The 23,916-nt window shown below is 65.6% G+C and carries 15 protein-coding genes; 7 read left to right on the plus strand and 8 right to left on the minus strand.

The window, feature by feature from the left end:
• Nucleotides 1-22: 22 nt before the first annotated feature.
• Genes AC5P7R_RS18160 through AC5P7R_RS18175 form a run of 4 tightly spaced genes read left to right on the plus strand, consistent with a single transcriptional unit; the run spans nucleotide 23 to nucleotide 4,422 of the window.
• A complete protein-coding gene (locus AC5P7R_RS18160; protein WP_019660398.1) occupies nucleotides 23-1,372 on the plus strand; it encodes a UDP-glucose dehydrogenase family protein in 1,350 nt (449 codons plus the stop codon).
• On the plus strand, nucleotides 1,365-1,604 hold the full coding sequence (locus tag AC5P7R_RS18165) for a SlyX family protein (RefSeq protein ID WP_019660397.1): 240 nt from the start codon (nucleotides 1,365-1,367) through the stop codon (nucleotides 1,602-1,604). The genes AC5P7R_RS18160 and AC5P7R_RS18165 overlap by 8 nt, the downstream gene beginning before the upstream one ends.
• 10 nt (nucleotides 1,605-1,614) lie before the next feature.
• Nucleotides 1,615-2,301 carry a DUF2058 domain-containing protein gene (locus tag AC5P7R_RS18170; protein WP_021202714.1) on the plus strand — a complete coding sequence of 229 codons (687 nt, stop codon included), beginning with the start codon at nucleotides 1,615-1,617 and terminating at the stop codon, nucleotides 2,299-2,301.
• Between the two features lie 48 nt (nucleotides 2,302-2,349).
• Nucleotides 2,350-4,422, plus strand: coding sequence for an acyltransferase family protein (locus AC5P7R_RS18175; RefSeq protein WP_134730879.1), 2,073 nt, complete (start codon nucleotides 2,350-2,352; stop codon nucleotides 4,420-4,422).
• A gap of 12 nt (nucleotides 4,423-4,434) precedes the next feature.
• Here the strand turns inward: AC5P7R_RS18175 and AC5P7R_RS18180 are convergent, their stop codons facing one another.
• The 4 genes from AC5P7R_RS18180 to AC5P7R_RS18195 all read right to left on the minus strand — a co-directional run bounded on the left by AC5P7R_RS18180 (nucleotide 4,435) and on the right by AC5P7R_RS18195 (nucleotide 10,417).
• Entirely contained in the window at nucleotides 4,435-5,619 is a 1,185-nt protein-coding gene (locus AC5P7R_RS18180; RefSeq protein WP_478418770.1) for an MFS transporter, read from the minus strand.
• Between the two features lie 79 nt (nucleotides 5,620-5,698).
• A complete protein-coding gene (metH, locus tag AC5P7R_RS18185; protein WP_134735626.1) occupies nucleotides 5,699-8,383 on the minus strand; it encodes a methionine synthase in 2,685 nt (894 codons plus the stop codon).
• Entirely contained in the window at nucleotides 8,380-9,474 is a 1,095-nt protein-coding gene (locus tag AC5P7R_RS18190; protein WP_495214125.1) for a homocysteine S-methyltransferase family protein, read from the minus strand. The genes metH and AC5P7R_RS18190 overlap by 4 nt, the downstream gene beginning before the upstream one ends.
• A 13-nt stretch (nucleotides 9,475-9,487) precedes the next feature.
• Nucleotides 9,488-10,417, minus strand: coding sequence for an ArsR/SmtB family transcription factor (locus AC5P7R_RS18195; protein WP_019660391.1), 930 nt, complete (start codon nucleotides 10,415-10,417; stop codon nucleotides 9,488-9,490).
• Nucleotides 10,418-10,570: 153 nt separating this feature from the next.
• Here AC5P7R_RS18195 and AC5P7R_RS18200 point away from each other — a divergent pair, with 153 nt between their 5' ends.
• Nucleotides 10,571-11,719: an acyl-CoA dehydrogenase family protein gene (locus AC5P7R_RS18200; RefSeq protein ID WP_021202719.1), complete on the plus strand. Its 1,149-nt coding sequence runs from the start codon at nucleotides 10,571-10,573 to the stop codon at nucleotides 11,717-11,719.
• Nucleotides 11,720-11,764: 45 nt separating this feature from the next.
• Here the strand turns inward: AC5P7R_RS18200 and AC5P7R_RS18205 are convergent, their stop codons facing one another.
• A complete protein-coding gene (locus AC5P7R_RS18205) occupies nucleotides 11,765-12,682 on the minus strand; it encodes a hypothetical protein (RefSeq protein ID WP_021202720.1) in 918 nt (305 codons plus the stop codon).
• Nucleotides 12,683-12,971: 289 nt separating this feature from the next.
• Between AC5P7R_RS18205 and AC5P7R_RS18210 the strand changes: the two genes are divergently transcribed.
• Nucleotides 12,972-13,265 carry a hypothetical protein gene (locus AC5P7R_RS18210; RefSeq protein WP_019660388.1) on the plus strand — a complete coding sequence of 98 codons (294 nt, stop codon included), beginning with the start codon at nucleotides 12,972-12,974 and terminating at the stop codon, nucleotides 13,263-13,265.
• A 152-nt stretch (nucleotides 13,266-13,417) separates the two neighbouring features.
• Here AC5P7R_RS18210 and AC5P7R_RS18215 read toward each other — a convergent pair whose 3' ends face one another.
• Genes AC5P7R_RS18215 through AC5P7R_RS18225 form a run of 3 tightly spaced genes read right to left on the minus strand, consistent with a single transcriptional unit; the run spans nucleotide 13,418 to nucleotide 18,531 of the window.
• A complete protein-coding gene (locus AC5P7R_RS18215; protein WP_021202721.1) occupies nucleotides 13,418-16,591 on the minus strand; it encodes a multidrug efflux RND transporter permease subunit in 3,174 nt (1,057 codons plus the stop codon).
• Nucleotides 16,592-16,606: 15 nt separating this feature from the next.
• Entirely contained in the window at nucleotides 16,607-17,875 is a 1,269-nt protein-coding gene (locus AC5P7R_RS18220; protein ID WP_021202722.1) for an efflux RND transporter periplasmic adaptor subunit, read from the minus strand.
• Nucleotides 17,875-18,531, minus strand: a complete 657-nt coding sequence (locus AC5P7R_RS18225; RefSeq protein ID WP_019660385.1) for a TetR/AcrR family transcriptional regulator — start codon at nucleotides 18,529-18,531, stop codon at nucleotides 17,875-17,877. The genes AC5P7R_RS18220 and AC5P7R_RS18225 overlap by 1 nt, the downstream gene beginning before the upstream one ends.
• A 251-nt stretch (nucleotides 18,532-18,782) precedes the next feature.
• On the opposite strand from AC5P7R_RS18225, the gene AC5P7R_RS18230 reads away from it, so the two are divergent.
• Nucleotides 18,783-23,759: an NAD-glutamate dehydrogenase gene (locus tag AC5P7R_RS18230; protein ID WP_021202723.1), complete on the plus strand. Its 4,977-nt coding sequence runs from the start codon at nucleotides 18,783-18,785 to the stop codon at nucleotides 23,757-23,759.
• The last annotated feature ends 157 nt before the right edge of the window (nucleotides 23,760-23,916 follow it).

Raw genomic sequence — 23,916 nt, forward strand, 5'->3', positions numbered from 1 at the left:
TCATCGAGGAGCGAATACGGATATGCGCGTTGCGATTTTTGGTACGGGTTACGTTGGACTGGTGACCGGTACCTGCCTGGCCGATGTCGGTCATCAGGTGGTCTGCGTCGATATCGACCAGGCCAAGGTAGATGGCCTCAACCAGGGCGTCATTCCCATCTATGAGCCTGGCCTGGAGCCGATGGTGAAGGCCAACCACGCCGCGTCGCGGCTGGCATTCACTACCGATGCCGCGTCGGCGATCGCGCATGGCCAGGTAGTGTTCATCGCCGTGGGTACCCCGCCGGACGAGGATGGCAGCGCCGATCTGCAGTACGTGCTGGCCGTTGCCCGTACCATCGGCCGGCACATGAGCGTGCCCACCGTGGTGGTCAACAAGTCGACGGTGCCGGTGGGTACCGCCGACAAGGTGCGCGCCGCCATTGCCGAAGAGCTGGCCGCGCGTGGCGCGGACATCACCTTCGACGTGGTGTCCAATCCGGAATTCCTGAAGGAAGGCGACGCAGTCGCCGATTGCATGCGCCCGGACCGCATCATCATCGGTGCGACCAGCGATGAGTCGGTAGCGGTAATGCGCCGCCTGTACGCGCCGTTCAACCGCAACCACGACCGCGTGGTCGAGATGGACGTGCGTTCGGCCGAGCTGACCAAGTACGCCGCCAATGCGATGCTGGCAACCAAGATTTCATTCATGAACGAAATCGCCAACATTGCCGAACGCGTCGGTGCCGACGTCGAGCAGGTCCGCCAGGGTATCGGCTCGGACCCGCGCATCGGCTGGCACTTCATCTACCCGGGCGCCGGCTACGGCGGCTCGTGCTTCCCGAAGGACGTGCAGGCATTGGCCCGTACGGCCCAGCAGCATGGCCTGGAGCCGAAGCTGCTCAATGCAGTGGAAGCGGTCAACGATGCACAGAAGGGCCATCTGTTCGCCCTCATCCAGCGTCATTACGACAAGGGCGAGGACGAAGGGGTGCGCGGCAAGACCTTCGCCGTGTGGGGCCTGGCCTTCAAGCCGAACACTGATGACATGCGTGAAGCCTCCAGCCGTCGCCTGCTGGCGCAGCTGTGGGAAGGCGGTGCCACGGTGCGTGCCTACGATCCGGAAGCAATGCACGAATCGCAGCGCATCTTCGGCGAACGCGATGACCTGGTGTTCTGCAGCAATGCTGACGAAGCGCTGCAGGGCGCGGATGCCCTGGTCGTGGTGACCGAGTGGAAGCAGTTCCGCAGTCCCGATTTCCAGAAGCTGCGCGAGCAGCTGAAGGACGCGGTGGTGTTCGACGGCCGCAACCTCTATGAGCCGGCCGAAGTGGAAGCCGCCGGCCTGGCGTACTACGGCATCGGCCGGGGGCGTTCGCTGCATGTCTGATCTACCGACCGAACGCGAGCAGGCGCTGGAAGCGCGCCTGGTCGAGTTGGAGATGCGCGTGTCCTTCCAGGAACAGGCGCTGGCCGAGTTGAGCGATGCGCTGGCTGATGCCCGCATGCAGGGCATGCGCAATGCCGATGTGCTGCGCGTCCTGCTGGAGGACCTGGGCAAGGTCCGCAACGCACTGAATTCTTCCGATCCGGCGAGCGAACCGCCGCCGCCGCACTACTGATCCGAATCCTATGAGCGATACCCTCCGCGACCAGCTGATGGGCCTGGGCTTCAAGCCCGCGCCCAAGCCCGAGCGCAAGAATGATGGCCCCCGCCGTGACGGCCGCCCGCAGGGCAAGGGTGGCAACGGCAATGCAAAGCCGCAGGGCGCAGGCAAGGGCGAGCACAAGCCCGGCGAGCGTCGCGGGCATGGCCATGGTGGGGCGGGCAAGCCCGGTGGGCAGGCGCGTGGTGGCCAAGGGCAGCAGGGGCCGCGCAAGCCGCGCAGCGCCGAAGAGATGGACCTGGCCAAGGCCTATGCGATCCGTGCGCAGCGGGAGAAGGAAGAGCGCATCGAGGCCGAGCGCCTGAAGCAGGAAGAAGCACGCGTGCGCCGTGAGGCGAAGGCCAAGCTGGAAGCGCTGCTGCAGGGCAAAAGCCTCAATGCCGAGGAGGCGGACATTGCCCGCCACTTCCCGTACGGCGGCAAGATCAAGCGCATCTACGTGACCGCCGAACAGCTGACCGCGCTCAATGCGGGTGAACTGGGCGTGGTCCAGCTCAACGGCCGCTACCTGCTGGTGACCGCCGAGGTGCTGGCACAGTGCGAGGCAGTGTTCGCCCCGTCGGTGGCGCTGAAGGTCGATCCGAATGCGCCGGCCGAGGAAGATCCGTACGCGGACCCGCAGTACCAGGTGCCGGACGACCTGGTCTGGTAAACGCGTGATCGCCGTGGGCGCGTTGCCCCCGCGGCCGCGGGGGAAGGGATGACCGCTGATCCAAGCCGCGGCTACGTGCCGCACATTGACGGCCTGCGCGCGATCGCCGTGCTGGCTGTCATCGTGTTCCATCTGGACCCGGGCTGGTTGCCGGGCGGGTTCACCGGCGTGGACGTGTTCTTCGTCATCTCCGGTTTCGTGGTCAGCGCGTCGGTACATCGGCTGCCGCCGCTGTCGCTGGGGCAGTCGATGCTGCGCTTCTATGCGCGCCGCATCCGTCGTATCGCACCGGCGCTGCTGGCGTGCGTGTTGCTGACCGCTGTGGCGAGCGTGCTGTTCATTCCTGAGTCGTGGCTCAGCGAAGCCAGCGACAAGACGGGGCTGATGGCGTTGTTCGGATTCAGCAACTGGGTGCTGGCGGCGATCGGCAACGATTACTTCGCGCCCAAGGCCGAATTCAATCCCTACACCCATACCTGGTCGCTGGGTGTGGAAGAGCAGTTCTACCTGCTGTTCCCGTTGCTGTTCCTGGCCTGGGCACGTGGCGCGCGCGGGCGCTGGATCAGCCTGGGCCTGTTCACACTGGTCAGCATGGCATCGCTGCTGCACGCTGCGGTGCTGGGTCTGCGCGAGGCGCCGCCATCGTGGGCGTTCTACGCCACCAGCACCCGTCTCTGGCAACTGGGCGTGGGCGTGCTGCTGTTCCAGCTGCTGCACGTGCGGCAATCGCTGGACCCCGCAACCCGTCAGGCACTGAAGCGCGCTGCGCCGGTGTTTTCCCTGCTGGCCATGATGGCGCTGGCCCTGCTGGGGTGGGCTCTATGGTCCTCGCGTGCCGGGCGCTCGCCGTGGCCTGACGGCCTGCTGCCGGCCTTCGCCACCGCAGGCCTGCTTTGGACGCTGCATCATCATCCGCAGGCATGGGTGGCGCGGCTGCTCGCCAGCGCTCCGATGCGCCGCATTGGCCTGCTGTCGTACTCGCTGTATCTGTGGCACTGGCCGGTGTTCGTGCTGATGCGCTGGACCGTGGGCCTGCGGACACCACCGCAGATGATCGCTGCGATGGTGCTGGTGCTGCTGCTGTCCTGGGTATCGTGGCGCTGGGTCGAGCAACCCTTCCGCGGCCCGTTGTCGCAGCGCCTGCGTCCAGGCCGGTGGGTGCTGAGCGGCGCAGTCGTACTGCTGTGCGCCGCCGGCATCCAGGCATTGCTCTACCTGCAGGCACCGCGGCTGTCGCTGAGTACCGTCAGCCGGCATCCAGCCGATTGGTATCCCAATGGCGAGAGTGTGGCGGGTGATTATCCCGATTGTGCTCTGGTGGCCGCGAAGCATCGATTCGAAGGCGGCAGTGCGCGCACCTTTACCCGTGGAAACTGCGACCGTCCGCTGCCGGCCGGTGCGCCGAAGCGGGTGTTTGTTGCCGGCGATTCGCATGCGATGGCCTACATCGAGCTGCTGCAGCGCCTGGCGCTGGAAACCGGCTCTGAGGTCTCCCTCTATGGCCGTGGCGGATGCCCGCAGGTGAGCCTGCAGAAGTGGCGCGGTGCCGGGGCCGGTTGCACCGATTTCGACGCAGCGGTGTTTGCCGACATCGCGCAGCGCGCGCAGCCGGGGGACGCCGTGGTTCTGGTATCGCTGCGGGTGCCGCGCCTGTCCGATCAGTTCGTGCTGTTCGATGCGCAGGCGCAGCTGGCGGGCGAACTGACAGCGGAGGCCACGGCAGGGCGTGAGGCCGAAGCGGCCGAGGCGATCAAGCAGTGGAAGCCTCTGGCCGAGCGCGGTGTGCGCATCGTGCTGGAGGCACCCAAACCGGTGCTGCCGGCGCCCCCCTATCGCTGCTCGGACCGCTTCAATGCGCGCAATGAGGTCTGCCGCAACGGGCTGGACAGCACGCGCGTCGCGATGGAAACGTTGCGGGCACCCATGCTGGGCAGCCTGCGGCAGGTGGTCGATGGACTGCCGGGGGGCGTGCTGTGGGACCCGCTGCCGGTGCTGTGCGACGACGCGCTATGTCCCGCGCAGCGCGATGGCCGCCCGCTGTTCTTCGATGGCGATCATCTCAGCGCGCATGGCAACCGCGTGCTGCTGCCTTCGCTGCAGCAGGTGTTGCTGCAGCGCTGAACCGGAGCGTTGTCAGTGTGCGCCGTGGGTCCGGCGCGCGCGTATCAGCGGCAGGCTCAGCGCGAAGAAGCAGAGCAGGGCGCCGATCAGGGCAAACCCGCTACCCGCCAGGAACGCGGTGCGGCCATCGTCGATCTTCCACAGCTGGCCGGCAATAAGCGCGCCCAGCACCCCGCCGACACCCGACGAGAATCCATAGAGCAGTCCCTGGCCGTGGCCATTGAGACGACCGGGGAAGTAGGTCGCCAGCATCTGCATCGCCGCCGCGAAGAACGCGGCAAAGCCCAGCGCGTGCGCGGTCTGCGCCAGCAGCATTACCGGCAGGTTCTCCGGGAACAATGCGGTCACGGCCCAGCGCAGGCAGGAACTGACCAGTGCGATCAGCAGCATCCAGCTGGCGTCGTAGTGGCGGAAGAAGCGGCCGATGGTGAAGAACACGCCCACTTCGAAGACCACGCCGATGGTCCACAGCAGGCCCAGGGTGGAGGTACGGTAACCGTGATGGTCCATGTAGACCGAGAAGAACGTGTAGTACGGGCCGAACGACAGCTGCTCCATGAACGCGGCCAGGAAGAACGCCAGCACCGGCGGTCGGCGCACGATCTGCCAGAAGCCGCTGGCATCCCCCGCCGTCCTGCCGATGTCGCGCGCGTAGTGGTTGCTGAAGGCCGAGGCAACCAGCAGCACGAACAGGGGCAGCATCATCCAGGGCAACAATCCGGCGTGGCTGCCGGCGCCATCGCCTTCGATCAGCCAGCCGAACAGGGTGACCACGGCGATGAAACCGAGCGAGCCCCAGACCCGGATCAGCCCGTAGCGATGGCTGTCGTTGCCCAGGTGGGTGAGGGTGATCGACTCGAACTGCGGCATCACCGCGTTGTAGAAGAAGCAGAACACGATCATCGCCGGGTACATCCACGGCTGCGGCAGGGGCAGCAGGAAGGCGGCGAAGCTGAGCAGGGTCAGCACGCAGCCGACGCGCAGTAGGCGGATCGGTCGCGGTGATGCGGCCGCCAGCGAGGTCCAGGCACTGGGTGCGATCACGCGGGTGGCGTACCACAGGCCCATCATCACGCTGATCGCGGTCACGCTCATCCCGCGCGCGGTCAGGAACAGGCTCCAGTACGGCGTGAACGCGCCGAGCGCCGCGTAGTAGAACAAGTAGAAACTTGAGAGGCGGGCAACGGGAACGGTCATCGCGGGAATAATGCACGGTAGCGCCGGGCCATGCCCGGCGGACGGGAGATGACGCCGGGCATGGCCCGGCGCTACCGCCTCATTCGGGGTCGTAGTCGAGATTGGAGGCCAGCCAGCGTTCGGCCTGGCCGCGGTCCACGCCCTTGCGCCGGGCATAGTCGGTGACCTGTTCGCGGCTGAGCCGTCCGACAACGAAGTACTGGCTCTGCGGATGGCTGAAGTAGTAGCCGGAGACAGCGGCCGTGGGCAACATCGCGAAGCTCTCGGTCAGTTCCATGCCAGCGTTCTTCTCAGCCTGCAGCAGGTCGAACAGGCGGCGCTTCTCGCTGTGCTCGGGGCAGGCCGGGTAGCCCGGCGCCGGACGGATGCCGCGGTACTGCTCGTCGATCAAGGCTTCGTTGTCCAGCGTCTCGGCGCGGTCGTAGCCCCAGAATTCTGTACGCACGCGCTGGTGCAGGCGCTCGGCCAGTGCCTCGGCGAAGCGGTCGGCGAGGGCCTTCAGCAGGATCGCGTTGTAGTCGTCATGCTCGGCCTCGAAGCGCGCGACGTGGGTGTCGATGCCGATACCGGCAGTGACCGCGAACGCGCCGATCCAGTCCTGCTTTCCGCTGTCGGCCGGTGCAATGAAATCGGCCAGGCAGAAATCCGGGCGTTCGGCTGGCTTGTCCACCTGCTGGCGCAGGAAGTGCAGGGTGGTTTCGCCCTGTGCGTGCTGCACGCGGACATCGTCGCCGATGCTGTTGGCCGGCCACAGGCCGAACACGGCCTTGGCCGTCAGCCACTTCTCGCCGACGATGCGCTCGAGCATCGCACGGGCATCCTTGTACAGCTCGCTGGCCTGGGTGCCGACGATCTCGTCGGTGAGGATCGCCGGGAACTTGCCGGCCAGCTCCCAGGCCTGGAAGAACGGCGTCCAGTCGATGTAGTCGACCAGTTCGGCCAGGGGATAGTCGTCGAACACGTGCAGGCCGGGCTGATTCGGTGCCGGTGGCGTGTAACTGTCCCAGCCGCCCTGGAATTTCTGCCCGCGCGCATGTTCCAGCGTGACCAGGCGCTTGGCGTCGCCCCGGTTGCGGTGGCGCGCGCGGATTTCGGCATAGTCGGCTTCGTTGGCGGCAACGAAGGCCTCGCGCAGATCACGCGAGATCAGCGACTGCGCAACGCCAACCGCGCGCGATGCATCCTTCACCCATACCGTCGGCGCCTTGTAGTGCGGGTCGATCTTCAGCGCGGTGTGCGCACGCGATGTGGTCGCACCCCCGATCAGCAGCGGCAGGTCGAAGCCCTGGCGCTCCATCTCGCGGGCAACGTGGCTCATCTCCTCCAGCGACGGGGTGATCAGCCCGGACAGGCCGATCAGGTCGGCGTTGTGCTCGCGGGCGGCATCGAGGATCTTCTGCGCCGGCACCATCACGCCGAGGTCGACCACGTCGAAGTTGTTGCAGGCCAGTACGACGCCGACGATGTTCTTGCCGATGTCATGCACATCGCCCTTCACCGTAGCCATGATGATCTTGCCGTTGCTCTTGGCGGTGTCACCGCTGCGCGCCTTTTCCGCTTCGATGTAGGGCAGCAGGTAGGCCACGGCCTTCTTCATCACGCGCGCGGATTTCACCACCTGTGGCAGGAACATCTTGCCGGCGCCGAACAGGTCGCCGACGATGTTCATGCCGTCCATCAGCGGGCCTTCGATCACATCCAGCGGGCGGCTGGAGGCCTGCCGGGCCAGTTCGGTGTCTTCCTCGACGAAGGCATCCAGGCCGTGTACCAGGGCATGCGCCAAACGCTGTGCCACCGGCTTTTCGCGCCAGGCCAGGTCTTCGGTCTTCGCCGCGCCCTTCTTGCCCTTGTAGCGCTCGGCGATCTCCAGCAGACGCTCGGTGGCATCGCTTCGGCGGTTGAGGATCACGTCCTCGACGCGCTCGCGCAGGTCCGGCTCCAGGTCGTCGTAGATCGGCATCGCGCCGGCGTTGACGATGCCCATGTCCATGCCGGCGGCGATCGCGTGGTACAGGAACACCGAGTGGATGGCCTGGCGTACCGTTTCGTTGCCGCGGAAGGAGAACGAGACGTTGGAGACGCCGCCGGAGACGTGGCAGTGCGGCAGGGTCTGCTTGATGATGCGGGTGGCTTCGATGAAGTCCACTGCATAGTTGTCGTGCTCTTCGATGCCCGTAGCGACGGCGAAGATGTTCGGGTCGAAGATGATGTCCTGCGGCGGGAAACCGATCTCGTCGACCAGGATGCGGTAGGCACGGGTACAGATTTCGACCTTGCGCGCGCAGGTGTCGGCCTGCCCGTTTTCGTCGAACGCCATCACCACCGCAGCAGCACCGTAGCGCAGCACCTTGCGCGCGTGCTCGCGGAACAGCGCCTCGCCTTCCTTCAGCGAAATCGAGTTGACCACGCTCTTGCCCTGCAGGCATTTCAGGCCGGCCTCGATCACGCTCCACTTGGAGGAGTCGACCATCACCGGGATGCGCGCGATGTCCGGCTCGGACATGATCAGGTTCAGGTAGCGGGTCATCGCCGCTTCCGAGTCGATCAGGCCCTCGTCCATGTTCACATCGAGGATCTGCGCACCGCTGGCCACCTGCTGGCGGGCCACGTCCACCGCTTCTTCGTAGCGGCCTTCCTTGATGAGCTTGCGGAACTGCGCACTGCCGGTGACGTTGGTGCGTTCGCCGACGTTGATGAACAGCAGGTCCGGGGTGATGACCAGCGGTTCCAGGCCGGACAGGCGGGTGAGAGGCGTGCTGCTCATGCGGCGTGCTGCTCCCGTGCGCCCGGCAGGGCACGCGGTGCCAGCCCGGCCACGGCCTGGGCGATCGCGCGGATATGGTCGGGGGTGGAACCACAGCAGCCACCGACCAGGTTCAACAGGCCATCCTCGGCGAAGCCCCGCAGGGTGGTGGCCATCTCTTCAGGGGTTTCGTCGTACTCGCCGAACGCGTTGGGCAGGCCGGCGTTGGGGTGGGCGCTGACGTAACAGTCGGCGACCTGCGAGAGGGTTTCCACATGCGGGCGCATCGCATCGGCACCCAGCGCGCAGTTCAGGCCGATCGACAGCGGTCGCGCATGCGCCAGCGAGGCGTGGAAGGCTTCGGCAGTCTGTCCGGACAAGGTGCGCCCCGACGCGTCGGTGATGGTGCCGGAGATCATCACCGGCAACCGCGCGCCACGTGCATCAAAGGCCTCTTCCAGCGCATACAGCGCGGCCTTGGCATTGAGCGTATCGAAGATGGTCTCGACCATGAGCGTGTCGGCGCCGCCGTCGATCAGGCCTTCGATGGCTTCGCGATAGGTGTCGCGAAGCTCGTCGAAGCTGGTGTTGCGGAAGCCCGGATCGTTCACGTCGGGACTGATCGAGGCGGTGCGGCTGGTCGGGCCGATCACCCCGATCACGAAGCGCGGCTTGCCGGGCGTGGTCGCTTCCGCCGCGTCACAGCAGGCGCGCGCGACGGCCGCACCGGCCTTGTTCAGTTCGTACACCAGGTGCTCGAGGTGGTAGTCAGCTTGGCTGACCGAGGTGGCATTGAAGGTGTTGGTCTCGACCAGATCCGCGCCTGCCTCCAGGTAGGCGGTATGGATGTCGGCGACGATCTGCGGCCGGGTCAGCAGCAGCAGATCGTTGTTGCCCTTCAGATCATGGCCTTCGGGCACGCCGTGGCCACAGCCGGGGCCATGCGCATGGTCGTAGCCATCGGCGAAGCGCTCGCCACGGTAATCGCCTTCCTGCAGGCCATGGCGCTGGATCATCGTGCCCATCGCGCCGTCGATGATCAGGATCCGCTCGCGCAGGGCGTCGAGCAGCGCGTTGGCACGATCGGGATGCAACCAAGGCAGGGCAGGCATGGCGGTCTCGGGCTCAGGGCTTGTTGGCGATCAGCGAAATCACTTCAAAGTGCGGCGGGCGTTTCTCGCGGGTGACCGTCTCCAGGCTGGACACCTGCAGGCCGGCCTTGTCGACGAACCTGCGCAGCTCCTTGTCGCTGAAGCCGAGGTTGACATGGCCATAGGCCTCCACGGCGGCCTTGTGCTCGTGGCGCGCCAGGCTGCACAGCAGCAGCCGGCCACCGGGCCGCAGCACGCGCGCGGCTTCGGTCACCGCCTGCGCCGGCTTGCTGGCGTAGGTCAGCGCGTGCATCAGCACGACCAGATCGAAGCTGGCATCCTTGAACGGCAGTGCATGCATGTCGCCCTCGCGCACTTCCACGTTCGGCAGGCGGCGCAGGCGTTCGCTGGCGGCGGCGACCACGCGCGCGCTGGTGTCGATGCAGATGTAGCGCTTGGCATGTGGGGCTACCAGTTCGGCCAGCACGCCGTCACCGGAAGCGATATCCAGCACGTCGCCGGTCTCCAGCAGCGGCAGCGCGGTACGCGCCAGTGCCTCCCAGGTGCGGCCAGGTGAGTAGTGGCGTTCCATGTCGCCGGCCACGCTGTCGGCCCAGTTCTGGTCCGAGGCGCGGTGCGCCAGCACGGCGGCGACGCGTTCGGCATCCTGGCGCAGCAGCGGGTCATCGCTTCCGTTGCTCAAGGCATGCCACAATGCACGCTGCGCCGGGTCCAGCTGGGCCTCGTCGAAGCGGTAGTACGCCGACACGCCAGCACGGCGGTCGCGGACCAGGCCGGCTTCCTTCAGGCGTGCCAGGTGGGTGGACACGCGCGGCTGCGCCAGCCGGGTGATCGCCGACAGTTCGGCCACGGTCAGTTCCTCCTGCTCCAGCAGCGCCAGCAGGCGGACGCGAGTGGCATCGGCGAACACCTTCAGGCGGGTCGACCAGTCTTCCAGATCCATAAACATCTACCTATCGCGATATAGAGATATATTCGCCGAGAGGGCCTGTCGCGGTCAAGTCGGCAGCGTACGGAAGCAGCCGGCCCCCGGTACAATCGAGGCACCTGGGCGCGCCGTATGCGGCCCATAACTTCATGTACCCGGGAGGGTGTTGTGGATTTCAGCTTTACCGAAGAGCAGTTGATGCTGCAGGACGTGGCGCGGCGTATCGCGCAGGAGAAGATCGCCCCGAGCGCGGAGCATCATGACCGTACCGGCGAGTTCCCGCTGGACAACATTCGCCTGTTGGGCGAGAACGGCCTGATGGGCATCGAAGTGCCGACCGAATACGGCGGCGCGGGCATGGACCCGATCGCGTACGTGCTGGCGATGGTGGAGGTCGCCGCCGCCGACGCAGCCCATTCGACGATCATGTCCGTCAACAACTCGCTGTTCTGCAACGGCATCCTCACTCACGGTTCCGAGCAGCAGAAGCAGAAGTACGTGCGTGCCATCGCCGAGGGCGAGGCCATCGGCGCGTTTGCGCTGACCGAGCCGCAGTCCGGCTCCGACGCCACGGCCATGCGCTGCCGCGCGGTGAAGCAGGCAGACGGCACCTTTGTCATCAATGGCAAGAAGAGCTGGATCACCTCCGGCCCGGTGGCAAAGTACATCGTGCTGTTCGCGATGAGCGAGCCGGACAAGGGCGCACGCGGCATCACCGCCTTCCTCATCGACACCGACAAGGCCGGCTTCGGCCGCGGCAAGACCGAGCCGAAGCTGGGCATCCGCGCCTCGGCTACCTGCGAGATCGAGTTCAACGATTACGTGGCGCGGGCCGAAGACGTGCTGGGCCAGGAAGGCGAGGGCTTCAAGATCGCCATGAGCGTGCTCGATGCCGGCCGCATCGGCATCGCTTCGCAGGCCATCGGCATCGCCCGTGCCGCCTATGAAGCGACTCTGGAATACGTGAAGGAGCGCAAGGCGTTCGGCGCGGCCATCGGCACTTTCCAGATGACCCAGGCCAAGATCGCCGACATGAAGTGCAAGCTGGACGCAGCGCTGCTGCTGACCCTGCGCGCGGCGTGGGTGAAGGGCCAGGGCAAGCGCTTCAGCAATGAGGCTGCCATTGCCAAGCTGACCGCCTCTGAGGCGGCAATGTGGATTACCCACCAGGCCGTGCAGATCCACGGCGGCATGGGGTATTCCAAGGAAATGCCGCTGGAGCGCTACTTCCGTGATGCCAAGATCACCGAGATCTACGAAGGCACCTCGGAAATCCAGCGCCTGGTGATCGCACGCAACGAGACCGGGCTGCGCTGATGGACACGACGGGGCGGCGATTGCCGCCCCGTTTCCTCTGCGCTGTCAACGTGGCAACCGGCAAACGATATCCTTTCCATTCCATTCACAGACGATCTGAAGGGATTCCCGTGGCATTCCCGGATGCATGGTCACGCCGTAGAGCCGGGCGGAGTCAACCCATCGTTCGAGCTCGCCGGCATCGTCAAAGCGATAGTTGCCGATGAAGCTCCGGGCCATCTCCGGATCGGTTGCCGCACCATCCGGAATCTTGTTGCCCTTGGCGTCACGGCTTTCACCTTGCACATAGCGGGCTTGATCAACCGCAGAAGGCGTGATGACCAGCGTGGTTTTTGAACCATCGCGCCATGTGATCCGATAGATGGCGCTGTCAATGCCGACGGTCTTGCTGACGAAGCTCAGGCCGATCGAGGAAAGGAATGTTGCCATGCCGTTCCAGGCGGCCGACGATGTTGTCGCCCCCGTGAAGGCCTTGCCGATGTCACCTTCCAGCCTTGATCGCTCAGTGGCCATCTGAACGACATCGTAGGCGTTGAGGTTCTTGTGCTCTTCCGGGAAGCTTATGCCGTTGGCGTATTGCGGGTCATCAGGATGAACCTCGTACTGGACTCCTCTTCCGGCCCGCTGCCGCGGCGCGAACTGTACGGTTGGCACGTTGTTGTCGAGCATGCCCATGATCCGATTGAAGGATGCGTTGATTGGCCCGGGAATCTGCGCCCTTGTTGCGCGATAGCGCCGTAGCTCGCGATCGTATTCCACATCGAAACCATGGATCCGGCGCTGCTGGAAGTCGGCGACGATGGTCGGCCCCGTACCCGAGGAAAGCGCCAATGCGCGCGGGTCACGACAGTTGTCGCAGACGAGGACGCCTGCCGCGTGGCTGTCCTGGATGCTGCTGGCCGCGAGTAGCGCGCCAAACAGCAGGGCAGGGCAGCTGAAGAATCGTAGTGGTGCTCTTTCCATGATCAGTCTCCTGGAGGGCTTCGGATCGATTGCCGTCGAGACATCTGGATAGCAGCGATCCGGGCGTGCCGCATTTCTGTGTGCCCATGAATCCGGGGTGGGTGGCTTTCTGCGAACACGGTAGACGCCTTGAGCGCTTCGGTGTCGGGTGATGCCTTCCGGCGCAGCGGTCGAGGCTTCTCAATACAGTCCGTATGCGACCGGTCTCCGTGCAGTCGATGTGTCAGCGATCCATTGGCATTCCGGCTCGATGAGCGCAGAATGCTCCGCCGTTCATGGACACCACCACATGCTCATCTATCGAGGCGCGGGGCTGCTGATCCTGCTCACACCGATCGCTGCCGTGCTGCTCATCCTCATCCTGTTCCCGGATCCAGTGGTGGGTCGCGGCAATACTTCACTCGGCCAGGTCCTGCTGGCGTTCGGCCTTGGCTCAGCAATCAATACGGTGCTGGGTTTTGTGCTCAATCGAAAGCCGCGTGCACATGGCCTGCATGCTCCGCATCACTTCTTCTTCCTGCCGATGCAATGGCCTGCGATGGCGGTTGTGGCGGTGTGCGTGGTGGTGGCGCTGCTGCGCTGAGACGTTGCCCGAACAGCGCCAACCAAGGTTGGCGGCTACCGGGCATGCCGTTGCTCCGGTAGATGCCAACCTGGGTTGGCATGGATGCAGAAGCGGCAACAAAAAAGGCCCCGGATCGCTCCGGGGCCTTTTCGTTTCAGCGCACCGCCGGATCAACGATCCGGGCGGTGGGCGGACTCTGCGTCGCGCTGGCGCTCCATGAACTCCTTCGACGGTTCATCCAGCTTGTCGCCCAGCATGCGGCGCACGACCACGAAGAACACCGGGATCATCAGCAGGCCGAGCAGGGTGGCGAACAGCATGCCGCCGATCACGCCGGTGCCGATGGCGTGGCGGGAGTTGGCGCCGGCGCCGGTGGAGATCGCCATCGGGATCACGCCCATGATGAACGCGAACGAGGTCATCAGGATCGGGCGGAAACGCAGGCGGGCCGCTTCGATGGTGGCATCACGCAGGTTCTTGCCTGCTGCGCGCTGCTCCACCGCGAACTCCACGATCAGGATCGCGTTCTTCGCCGCCAGGCCGATCACGGTGATCAGGCCGATCTTGAAGAACAGATCGTTGGGCAGGCCGCGCAGCATCGACAGGCCGAGGGCACCCAGCACGCCCAGCGGCACCACCAGCAGCACCGCCACCGGGATCGACCAGCTTTCATACAGGGCGGCAAGGCACAGGAACACCACCACGATCGACAGCACCAGCAGCAGGGTCGCCGCGTTGCCGGCCAGGATTTCCTGGTAGGACATGCCCGACCAGTCGTAGCCGAAGCCGGCCGGCAGGTCGTCGTTGACGATCGCCTCCATGGTCTGCATCGCTTCACCCGAGCTGGTGCCCGGTGCCTGCGAACCGACGATGTTGATCGCCGAGTAGCCGTTGTAGCGGCTCAGCGACGGCGGTGCCGACACCCATTCGGACTTGACCACCGTGTTGAGCGGGATCATCGCGTTGGTACCGTCGGCATTGGTGGTGAGGCTGGACGGGCTGTAGAAGCTCTTCAGCGACTCCTGGCCGGTGCGGTACGGGCCATCGGCCTGCATGGTCACGCGCTTGATGCGGCCTTCATAGAAGAAGTCATTGACGTACACCGGGGCCAGCATCAGCTGGATGGTGCTGTACACGTCCGACACCGACATGCCCATTGACTGCGCCTGCACGCGATCCACGTGCAGCTGCAGCTGCGGCGCGTTTTCCAGGCCGTTCGGGCGCACACCGACTAGGTGGTCCGGTTTCTGCGCGGCCTGGCCGAGCAGGATGTTGCGGGCCTGGGTCAACTGTTCGTAGCCGGCACCGCTACGGTCCTGCAGCCACATGTCAAAGCCACCGAACTGGCCCAGGCCCTGCACGGTGGGCAGGTTGACCACGAAGATCTGCGCTTCCTTGATGCCGTAGAACGCGCCGTTCATGTTCTGGATGAACTCGGGCGCGGTGAACTTGCGTTCCTCCCACGGCTTCAGGCGGATGAAGCCCATGCCCACGTTCTCGCCGGAACCGACGAAGCTGAAGCCGGCAACCTGCAGCATGCCTTCATAGCCATCCTGCTTTTCCAGGATGCCACGCATCTGCGCGAACACTTCGTTGGTCTGGCCCTTGGTCGAGCCCGGCGGCAGCTGCACGATCGCCAGCGCATAGCCCTGGTCTTCTTCCGGCAGGAAGCTGCCCGGCATGCGGGTGAACAGGAAGCCGCACAGCGCGGTCAGCACCACGAACAGGATCATCCAGCGCGGCGCATGGCGCACCGCAGAGGTGATGTGGCCCACATAGGTGTGGCTGATCTTGTCGTAGTACTTGTTGAAGGTGCGGTAGACGATGTTCGGGTTGTCGTTGTGCGTCGGCTTGAGGAAGGTCGCGCACAGCGCCGGCGTGAAGCCCAGGGCCAGGAACGCCGAGAATGCCATCGAGATGGCGATGGTCAGCGCGAACTGCTTGTAGATCTCACCGGCGGCACCGCCCTGCAGGGCGGAGGGGATGAACACCGCGGCCAGCACGACGGTGATCGCCACCACCGCACCGGTGATCTGGGTCATCGCCTTCTGCGTGGCAGGCTTGGGCGCCAGGCCCTCCTCGGTCATGATGCGTTCGACGTTCTCGATCACCACGATCGCGTCGTCGACCACGATGCCGATCGCCAGCACCATCGCAAACAGCGTCAGCTGGTTGATGGTGAAGCCGATCATCCACATGCCCAGGAAGGTACCGAGCAGGGCGACCGGGATCACCAGGGTCGGGATCAGGGTGGCACGGAAGTTCTGCAGGAAGATCAGCATCACCAGGAACACCAGCAAGACCGCTTCAAACAGGGTCTTGACCACTTCCTGGATCGAGATCTTGACGAACGTGGTGCTGTCGTACGGCGAGAACCAGGTCACCCCGGACGGGAAGCTGGGCTGCAGCTCATCCATCTTGGCGCGCACCGCTTCGGCCACGTTCAGGGCATTGGCGCCCGGCAGCAGCTGGATGGCGAAGGCGCCGGTCGGCTTGCCGTTGTACTGGGTGTCGAAGCCGTAGTTGTTGGCACCGAAGGCGACGCGGGCGATGTCCTTCAGCAGCACGCGCGAACCGTCAGCGTTGGCGCGCAGGATGATGTTCTCGAATTCCTGCGGCGAGCTGAAGCGGCCTTCGGCCGAGACCGTGGCGGTGAAGTGCTGGCCTTCCGGCGACGGGTCCGAACCCAGCGCACCGGCGGCGAACTGCACGTTCTGCGCACGTACCGCGGCCAGTACCTGGCTGGCCGACAGACCATAGCCCTGCATCTTCTCCGGGTTCAGCCAGATGTTCATGGCGTACTCGGAACCGAACTGCTGGGTGCTGCCGACGCCGGGGATGCGCGAGACCTGATCGAGCACGCGCGAACCGACGATGTCGTTCAGGGCGTCACGGTTGATGGTCGGGGTATCGGACTGCAGCGCCACCACCATCAGGAAGCCGGCGTTGGCCTTGGCCACCACCACGCCCTGCTGGGTCACTTCCGAGGGCAGGCGTGGCGTGGCCAGCGAGACCTTGTTCTGCACCTGCACTTGGGCGATGTCCGGATCGGTACCGGTCTCGAAGGTCAGGGTGATCTGCGCACGGCCGTTGGACGCGGACGAGGAACTGAAGTACAGCAGGTGATCGATACCGGTCAGCTGCTGCTCGATCACCTGGGTGACCGATTTTTCCGTGGTGTCGGCACTGGCACCCGGGTAGGTCGCCGAGACGGTGACCTGCGGCGGGGCGATGTTGGGATAGGACTCCACGCCCAGGTTGAGGATCGCGATCACGCCGCTGAGCGAGATCAGGATCGCAACCACCCAGGCGAAGACTGGATGTTCGATGAAAAATTTAGGCATGACGGAAGGTTCCCGTTACTGCTTGTTCGAATCGGTGGCGGCCGGCTTGGCCGCATCGGCCTGCTCGGGCTTGGCAGCGTCGGCCGGTGCCTTGCCTGCGGCCGGTGCCGCGCCCGCCGGAGCGGCGCCGCCTGCGGCAGGCTTGCCGTTGGCGTCTTGCCCCGGGGTCCACGGCTTGGCCACCGCCGGTGCACCTTCCTTGACCTTCTGCACGCCGGCCACGATCACCTTGTCACCGGCGGCCAGGCCGTCGCTGACCAGCCAGTTGCCGTTCTGCGCGCCATCGGTCTTCACGTTCTTGCGCACGACCTTGCCGTCGGCGCCGACCACCATCACGTAGCCGCCGGTGGTATCGCGCAGCAGGGCCTGCTGCGGTACCAGGTAGGCGTTGTTGCGCTCGCCCAGGTTGGCCTGGAAGCTGACGAAGGCACCTGGCAGCAGGATCTGCTGCGGGTTCGGCAGCAGAGCGCGCAATGACACTGCACCGGTGGCCGGGTCGACAGTAGTGGAGGAGAAGTCCAGCGTGCCCGGCTCGCTGTAGGTGCTGCCATCGGCCAGCTTCACTGCCACCGTCGCCTTGCCGTCGCCGGACAGCGCCAGCGCGCCCTTGGCCTGCTGCGCGCGCAGCTGGGTCAGTTCGTCCACGCTCAGCGAGAAGTTCACGTACAGCGGGTCGAGCTGATCGACGGTGGTCAGCAGGGTCACATCGCCCTGGCCGACCAGTGCGCCCTCGGTGACCTGCTGCTTGTTGGCCACGCCACTGATCGGCGCGGTCACTTCGGCGTAACCCAGGTTGATCCGCGAGGAGGTCACGGCGGCTTCGGCCTGCTTGACCGCGGCCAGCGCGGTGCGCTCGGCCGACTCGGCGTTGTCCAGGTCGGACTTGGAGACGAACTGCTGCGGCGCCAGCGAGCGGGCACGGTCGGCGGCCACCTTGGCGTTGGCGTAGGTCGCGCGGGCCGAGGCCAGCTGCGCTTCAGACGCATTGAGCGAGGCACGCAGCGGCGCCGGGTCGATCAGGAACAGGGTCTGGCCCTGCTTGACCTGCGAGCCTTCCTGGTAGACGCGCTTGAGCAGCACGCCCGGCACCCGCGCGCGCACGTCGGCACTGCGGAACGGCGACAGGCGGCCGACCAGCTCACGCTGCAGCGGCAGGGTCTGCGGCTTGGCGTCGATCACGCCCACCTCCGGCGGCGGGGGCGTCTGCTGTTCCGGCTTCTTGCAGGCAGCCAGCGCGACAGCAACGGCGCACGTCAAGGCAAGGGTGCGGAGTGGGGCGGTCATCAGGAGGAACTCCGGGGTTGGTTTGTAGACGGGGCCGCCGACGGCTGTGGCGCGAAGGCGCGCAGGAAGCTGTCGACGGAGAACTCTGCCCAACGCCGACGCAGCAGTGCGTCATCACGGTGGGGGGTATGGAAACGCTGTTTGTCGAAATCCTGACCGGCAATCATGCTCAGCAGCAGTTCGGCCATGAAGTGCGGGTCGTCATGCCGGAGCTGGCCACGCATGCAAACGGTTTCAATCCATTCAGCAAGATGAAGCGTCAGCGCGCCGGCACCGTGCCGGTACAGCGTACGCGCCTCTTCGGGAAACTGGGCCGCATCGGCGGCAATCAGCCGGCAGGCCTGGCCCACGTGCGGTTGGTTGAAGTGCTCCAGGAAGTCAATGGCGAACTGGAGCAGGCTGGCACGCAGGTCGTCAGTGCGGAGTGCACGGACCATGGCGCCGGTGGCGTGGCCGACATGGCGCTGCATCACCCGGCGAAGCAGCTCCTGCTTGCTGCCGTAGCGCGAGTACAGGGTCTGCTTGGAGCAGCCCGCATGCTGGGCCACTGCGTCCATGCTCATCTGCATGCCCTGCTGGGCCAACAGCTGGCGTACGGCTTCGAACACGCGCTCATCGCGTGCGTCGAGGGCAACGGGGAGGTAGGCCGGATTCACGCGGTGGACTATACCGTCCAGTTCAGGATTGTGGAATCGAAACGGCGTTGCCGCGTGTGTCTTCCGGTAACACGCTTTGCCGATCCTGTCGCCAGAGCCGAACCGGGGCGCCATCACCCTACTGGCGCGAACTGAATAGGCGTCTAAACCGCAGCAAACCCGAATCTGCTTATTCCGTCCTGCAGCAAGGCCTTTTCCCGCGGTAGGGCTACAATTTCATTTTCCCAACTGAGCAAGCGCATCGCTCTGCCATGAAACCGCAAAAAACCGCAGCCAAGACCGTGAAAAACAAGACCAAACCAGCAGAAGCGGAGGTCGCAGTGACCGCTGGTTTCTCCCTGGAGCCGGTGTACACGGCCTTGCGCAAGCGCTACCCCGCGGCCGCACAGGCCGAAGCAGTGGCCTTTGCCACTGACTTCTACAAGCGTATGGAGGCGGACGAGTTCCCGCACCACAGCGCTGAAGAGTGGGCCGCTCTCGCGGCTGAGACGCTGGAATTCGCCCGTGCCCGCAAGGCTGGCAAGGCCAACGTCCGCGTGTTCAATCCGACCGCGAAGGCCAACGGTTGGGAATCGCCGCATACCGTGCTGCAGATCGTCAACGACGACATGCCGTTCCTGGTCGACACCGTCACCATGTCGCTGGCCGAGCAGGGCGTGGGTGTCCACGTGCTGGGCCACCCGGTGCTGCGCTTCACCCGCGACAAGGCCGGCAAGCTGGTCAAGGTCGGCGAGGGTGATGCCGAGTCGGTGATGCTGCTGGAGATCGACCGCCAACCGGCCGACGCCATGGCCGCCATCGAACAGGCCATCAACAAGGCGCTGGATGAAGTGCGTGCGATCGTGCGCGACTGGCAGCCGATGAAGGACAAGGCGCTGGCGCTGGCCGACGACCTGGGCAGCCGCCAGCTGCCGGTCGACGACGCGTCGCGCAAGGAAGCACAGGAGTTCCTGCGCTGGGCCGCTGACAACCACTTCACCTTCTTCGGCTACCGCGAGTACCGCGTCGAGAAGCAGGGCAAGGAAGAGGTGCTGGCGCCGCTGAACGACACCGGCCTGGGCCTGATGCGCGGCAAGGACAAGTCCGCCGCCCGTCCGGTCAAGACCCTGGCCGCGCAGGGCCTGAACACCACGTCCGGTTTGAAGGACGCGCTGATCCTGACCAAGACCAATGCCCGTTCGCGCGTGCACCGCGCCGGTTACATGGACTACATCGGCGTGCTGGAGTTCGACGCCAAGGGCAAGATCATCGGCGAGCAGCGTTTCCTCGGCCTGTTCACCTCCAGCGCCTACAACCGTCGCCCGTGGGAAATCCCGCTGGTGCGCCAGCGCCACGAGCACGTGATGAAGCAGTCCGGCCTGGCCCCGGCCAGCCACAGTGGCAAGGCCCTGCGCCATATCCTGGAAACCCTGCCGCGCGAAGAACTGTTCCAGTCCAGCGAGGACGAACTGTTCCGCACCGCGATGGGCGTGCTGGGCCTGCAGGAACGCGTGCGCAGCCGCCTGTTCCTGCGCCGCGACAAGTACAGCCGTTTCATCTCCGCGCTGGTCTACCTGCCGCGCGAGCGCTTCAACACCGACGTGCGCCTGCGCATCGAAGCGATGCTGAAGGACGCGCTGCACGGCGAGTTCGTCGACAGCTCGGTGGTGCTGGGCGAATCGCCGCTGGCCCAGGTGCACCTGATCGTGCGCCCGAAGCCGGGTGAAATGCTCGACGTCGATACCGCCGAACTGGAGCAGAAGCTGGCCCAGGTCCTGCGCAACTGGCAGGACGACCTGCGCGAGGCGCTGGTGGCCCGCCATGGCGAGACCGAAGGCTTGCGCATCGCCGCCCGCATCGGCAAGGCGCTGCCGGCCGGTTACATCGAAGACAACAGCACGGCTGTTGCGGCCAACGATGTCAGCCAGCTCGACGCGCTGACCGGCCCGGACGACCTGCGCCTGAGCCTGCAGGCCGTGCCGCGCGAAAGCGGCGATGGTCTGCGCCTGAAGCTGTATCGCCAGCTGGACGACATCCCGCTGTCGGACGCGCTGCCGATGATGGAAAACATGGGCCTGCGCGTGATCGCCGAGCGTCCGTACCGCCTGTCGGTCGACAACGCCCCGGTATACGTGCAGGACTTCGAGGTCGAGTCCACCGCTGGCGCGATCGATGCCGCCAGTGTCGATGAAGCCTTCGGCGAGACCTTCGCCCGCGTCTGGCACGGCGATGCCGAGAACGATGGCTTCAACCGCCTGGTGCTGGCGGCCGGCCTGCACTGGCGCCAGGTCGCCATGCTGCGTGGCTACTGCAAGTACCTGCTGCAGACCGGCGTGCCGTTCTCGCAGGCCTACGTGGAAGGCACGTTCGCGCGCTACCCGCTGCTGGCCCGTCTGCTGGTCGAGCTGTTCGAAGCCCGCTTCGATCCAGCCACCGGCCACGAGAGCAAGGACGACATCGCCGCCGGCCAGGCCCAGCTGAAGGCCCACTTCGATGTGCTGGCTGCTGGCGACGAGGCCACCCTGAAGGTGCTCAAGACCGTGGTCGACGCCCGCAAGGGCGACCGTGACGCGCAGATGCAGGCCGCGCGCGATGCGCTGCTGAAGCTGATGGACCGCGTGTCCAGCCTGGACGAGGACCGCATCCTGCGCTCGTTCATGGGCGTGATCGACGCGACCCTGCGCACCAGCTACTACCAGACCGATGCCAACGGCCAGCACGGCCATGTCATCAGCTTCAAGTTCGATTCGGCGCTGGTGCCGGACCTGCCGAAGCCGCGCCCGTACCGCGAGATCTTCGTGTACGGCCCGCGCGTGGAAGGTACCCACCTGCGCTTCGGTGCGGTTGCGCGTGGCGGCCTGCGCTGGTCGGATCGTCGCGAAGACTTCCGTACCGAAGTGCTGGGCCTGGTCAAGGCACAGATGGTCAAGAACACCGTCATCGTGCCGGTCGGCGCGAAGGGTGGCTTCTTCGCCAAGACCCCGCCGGTGAACGGCGACCGCGATGCGATCTTCGCCAACGGCGTGGCCTGCTACAAGCTGTTCATCCAGGGCCTGCTGGACATCACCGACAACATCGTCAACAACAAGATCGTGCCGCCGGTGGATGTCGTGCGCCACGACATGGACGATCCGTACCTGGTGGTGGCCGCCGACAAGGGCACCGCGACCTTCTCCGACATCGCCAACGGCCTGGCCGTCGCGCACGGCTTCTGGATGGGCGATGCGTTCGCCTCCGGTGGTTCGGTCGGCTACGACCACAAGGGCATGGGCATCACCGCGCGCGGTGCGTGGGAATCGGTCAAGCGCCACTTCCGTGCGCTGGGCCGTGACAGCCAGAGCCAGGACTTCACTGCGGTCGGCGTCGGCGACATGTCCGGCGACGTGTTCGGCAACGGCATGCTGCTGTCGCGCCACATCCGCCTGGTCGCTGCGTTCGACCACCGCCACATCTTCCTGGACCCCAATCCGGATGCGGCCACGTCGTTCATCGAGCGTGAGCGCCTGTTCACCCTGCCGCGTTCGAGCTGGGCGGACTACGACACCAAGCTGATCAGCAAGGGCGGCGGCGTGTACCCGCGCAGCCTGAAGTCGATCGAGATCACCCCGCAGGTGCGTGAGGCGCTGGGCCTGGACGAGAACGTCAAGGCGCTGTCGCCGAACGATCTGATGAGTGCGATCCTGAAGGCACCGGTCGACCTGCTGTGGAACGGTGGCATCGGTACCTACGTCAAGGCCGCCAGCGAACAGCACAGCGACGTCGGCGACCGTGCCAACAACGCGCTGCGCGTGAACGGTGGCGAGCTGCGCTGCAAGGTGGTGGGCGAGGGCGGCAACCTGGGCATGACCCAGCTGGGCCGCATCGAAGCTGCCCAGGCTGGCGTGCTGCTCAACACCGACTTCATCGACAACTCGGCCGGTGTCGACACCTCCGACCATGAAGTCAACATCAAGATCCTGCTCAACGATGTGGTGCGGGCCAAGAAGCTGACCGTCGAGCAGCGCAACAAGCTGCTGGCCTCGATGACCGATGAAGTCGCCGAGCTGGTGCTCAACGACAACTACCGCCAGAACCAGGCGCTGAGCCTGATGGAGCGGATGGCGGTCAAGCGCCTGGGTTCCAAGCAGCACTTCATCCGCACGCTGGAACAGCAGGGCCTGCTGGATCGCCAGATCGAGTTCCTGCCGTCCGATGCCGAGCTGTCCCAGCGCAAGGCGCGCGGCCAGGGCCTGACCCGCCCGGAACTGTCGGTGCTGCTGTCCTACTCCAAGCTGGTGGCGTTCAACCAGCTGCTGGATTCGGACATCCCGGAAGATCCGTACCTGTCCAAGGAACTGCAGCGCTATTTCCCGACCCCGCTGCAGAAGAAGTACGCCGACGCGATGGAGCGTCACCGCCTGAAGCGCGAAATCATCGCCACGGCCGTGACCAACCAGACCATCAACCGCATGGGCGCCACCTTCCTGATGCGCATGCAGGAAGACACCGGTCGTTCCATCGCCGAGGTTGCCAAGGCGTACACCATCAGCCGTGAAACGCTGGATGCACGCGCGCTGTGGGCGCAGATCGATGCCCTCGACGGCAAGGTGCCGGAGTCGGTGCAGATCGACGCACTGGAAGTGATCTGGAAGCTGCAGCGTTCGTTCGTGCGCTGGCTGCTGTCGCGCCCGGGCGCGATGCCGGGCATCACCGAAGCGGTCAACCGCTACCAGGGACCGTTCAACGACATCCGCGTTGCCTCGGGTGTGCTGCCGGATTCGCAGCGTCCGACCTACGAGGCCCTGGTGGCCGAGTGGAAGGAAAAGGGCCTGCCGTCTGCACTGGCACAGCAGCTGGCCGAACTGCACTTCCTGGAACCGGCGTTCGACATCATCGAACTGGCCCGCACCCGCAAGCTGAAGCCGGTGGACGTGTCCAAGGTCCACTTCCGCCTGGGTGATGCCCTGCAGCTGCCGTGGCTGTTCGAGCAGGTCGATGCGCTGGAGGTCAATGGCCGTTGGCACGCCGTGGCACGTGGCGTGCTGCGTGACGAACTGGCAGCCAACCACCGCAACCTGGCCGGGCAGGTGCTGGGCACCAAGGGCAACAGTGCCGAGGCCAAGGTCGCTGCCTGGATGGGCCGTGATGACAACAGCCTGCGCTTCACCCTGGCGATGCTGGCCGAACTGGCCGAGCAGAAGACCCTGGACTACCCGACCGTCTCGGTCGCGGTGCAGCGCCTGGGCCAGCTAGCTGCCCACGGCGCGTAAGTGACGTAGCGCCGGGCCATGCCCGGCCTGCGTGGAGAAAAGGAGCGGCCCCGCGAAAGCGGGTCCGTTCTGCATTGCCTTGGTAGTGCCGGCCGCTGGCCGGCAACTGCATGAACCGTTATCGGCTGAAGCTGCCGGCCAGCGGCCGGCACTACCG

The organism is Stenotrophomonas sp. YJH_SMC_27 (assembly GCF_059369815.1).

What these genes read in the sequence shown, in the direction of transcription:
- AC5P7R_RS18160 (WP_019660398.1), top strand. Translation starts at nt 23, where the DNA reads ATGCGCGTTGCGATTTTTGGTACGGGTTACGTTGGACTGGTGACCGGT.
- AC5P7R_RS18165 (WP_019660397.1), top strand. Translation starts at nt 1,365, where the DNA reads ATGTCTGATCTACCGACCGAACGCGAGCAGGCGCTGGAAGCGCGCCTG.
- AC5P7R_RS18170 (WP_021202714.1), top strand. Translation starts at nt 1,615, where the DNA reads ATGAGCGATACCCTCCGCGACCAGCTGATGGGCCTGGGCTTCAAGCCC.
- AC5P7R_RS18175 (WP_134730879.1), top strand. Translation starts at nt 2,350, where the DNA reads ATGACCGCTGATCCAAGCCGCGGCTACGTGCCGCACATTGACGGCCTG.
- AC5P7R_RS18180 (WP_478418770.1), bottom strand. Translation starts at nt 5,619, where the DNA reads ATGACCGTTCCCGTTGCCCGCCTCTCAAGTTTCTACTTGTTCTACTAC.
- metH (WP_134735626.1), bottom strand. Translation starts at nt 8,383, where the DNA reads ATGAGCAGCACGCCTCTCACCCGCCTGTCCGGCCTGGAACCGCTGGTC.
- AC5P7R_RS18190 (WP_495214125.1), bottom strand. Translation starts at nt 9,474, where the DNA reads ATGCCTGCCCTGCCTTGGTTGCATCCCGATCGTGCCAACGCGCTGCTC.
- AC5P7R_RS18195 (WP_019660391.1), bottom strand. Translation starts at nt 10,417, where the DNA reads ATGGATCTGGAAGACTGGTCGACCCGCCTGAAGGTGTTCGCCGATGCC.
- AC5P7R_RS18205 (WP_021202720.1), bottom strand. Translation starts at nt 12,682, where the DNA reads ATGGAAAGAGCACCACTACGATTCTTCAGCTGCCCTGCCCTGCTGTTT.
- AC5P7R_RS18210 (WP_019660388.1), top strand. Translation starts at nt 12,972, where the DNA reads ATGCTCATCTATCGAGGCGCGGGGCTGCTGATCCTGCTCACACCGATC.
- AC5P7R_RS18215 (WP_021202721.1), bottom strand. Translation starts at nt 16,591, where the DNA reads ATGCCTAAATTTTTCATCGAACATCCAGTCTTCGCCTGGGTGGTTGCG.
- AC5P7R_RS18220 (WP_021202722.1), bottom strand. Translation starts at nt 17,875, where the DNA reads ATGACCGCCCCACTCCGCACCCTTGCCTTGACGTGCGCCGTTGCTGTC.
- AC5P7R_RS18230 (WP_021202723.1), top strand. Translation starts at nt 18,783, where the DNA reads ATGAAACCGCAAAAAACCGCAGCCAAGACCGTGAAAAACAAGACCAAA.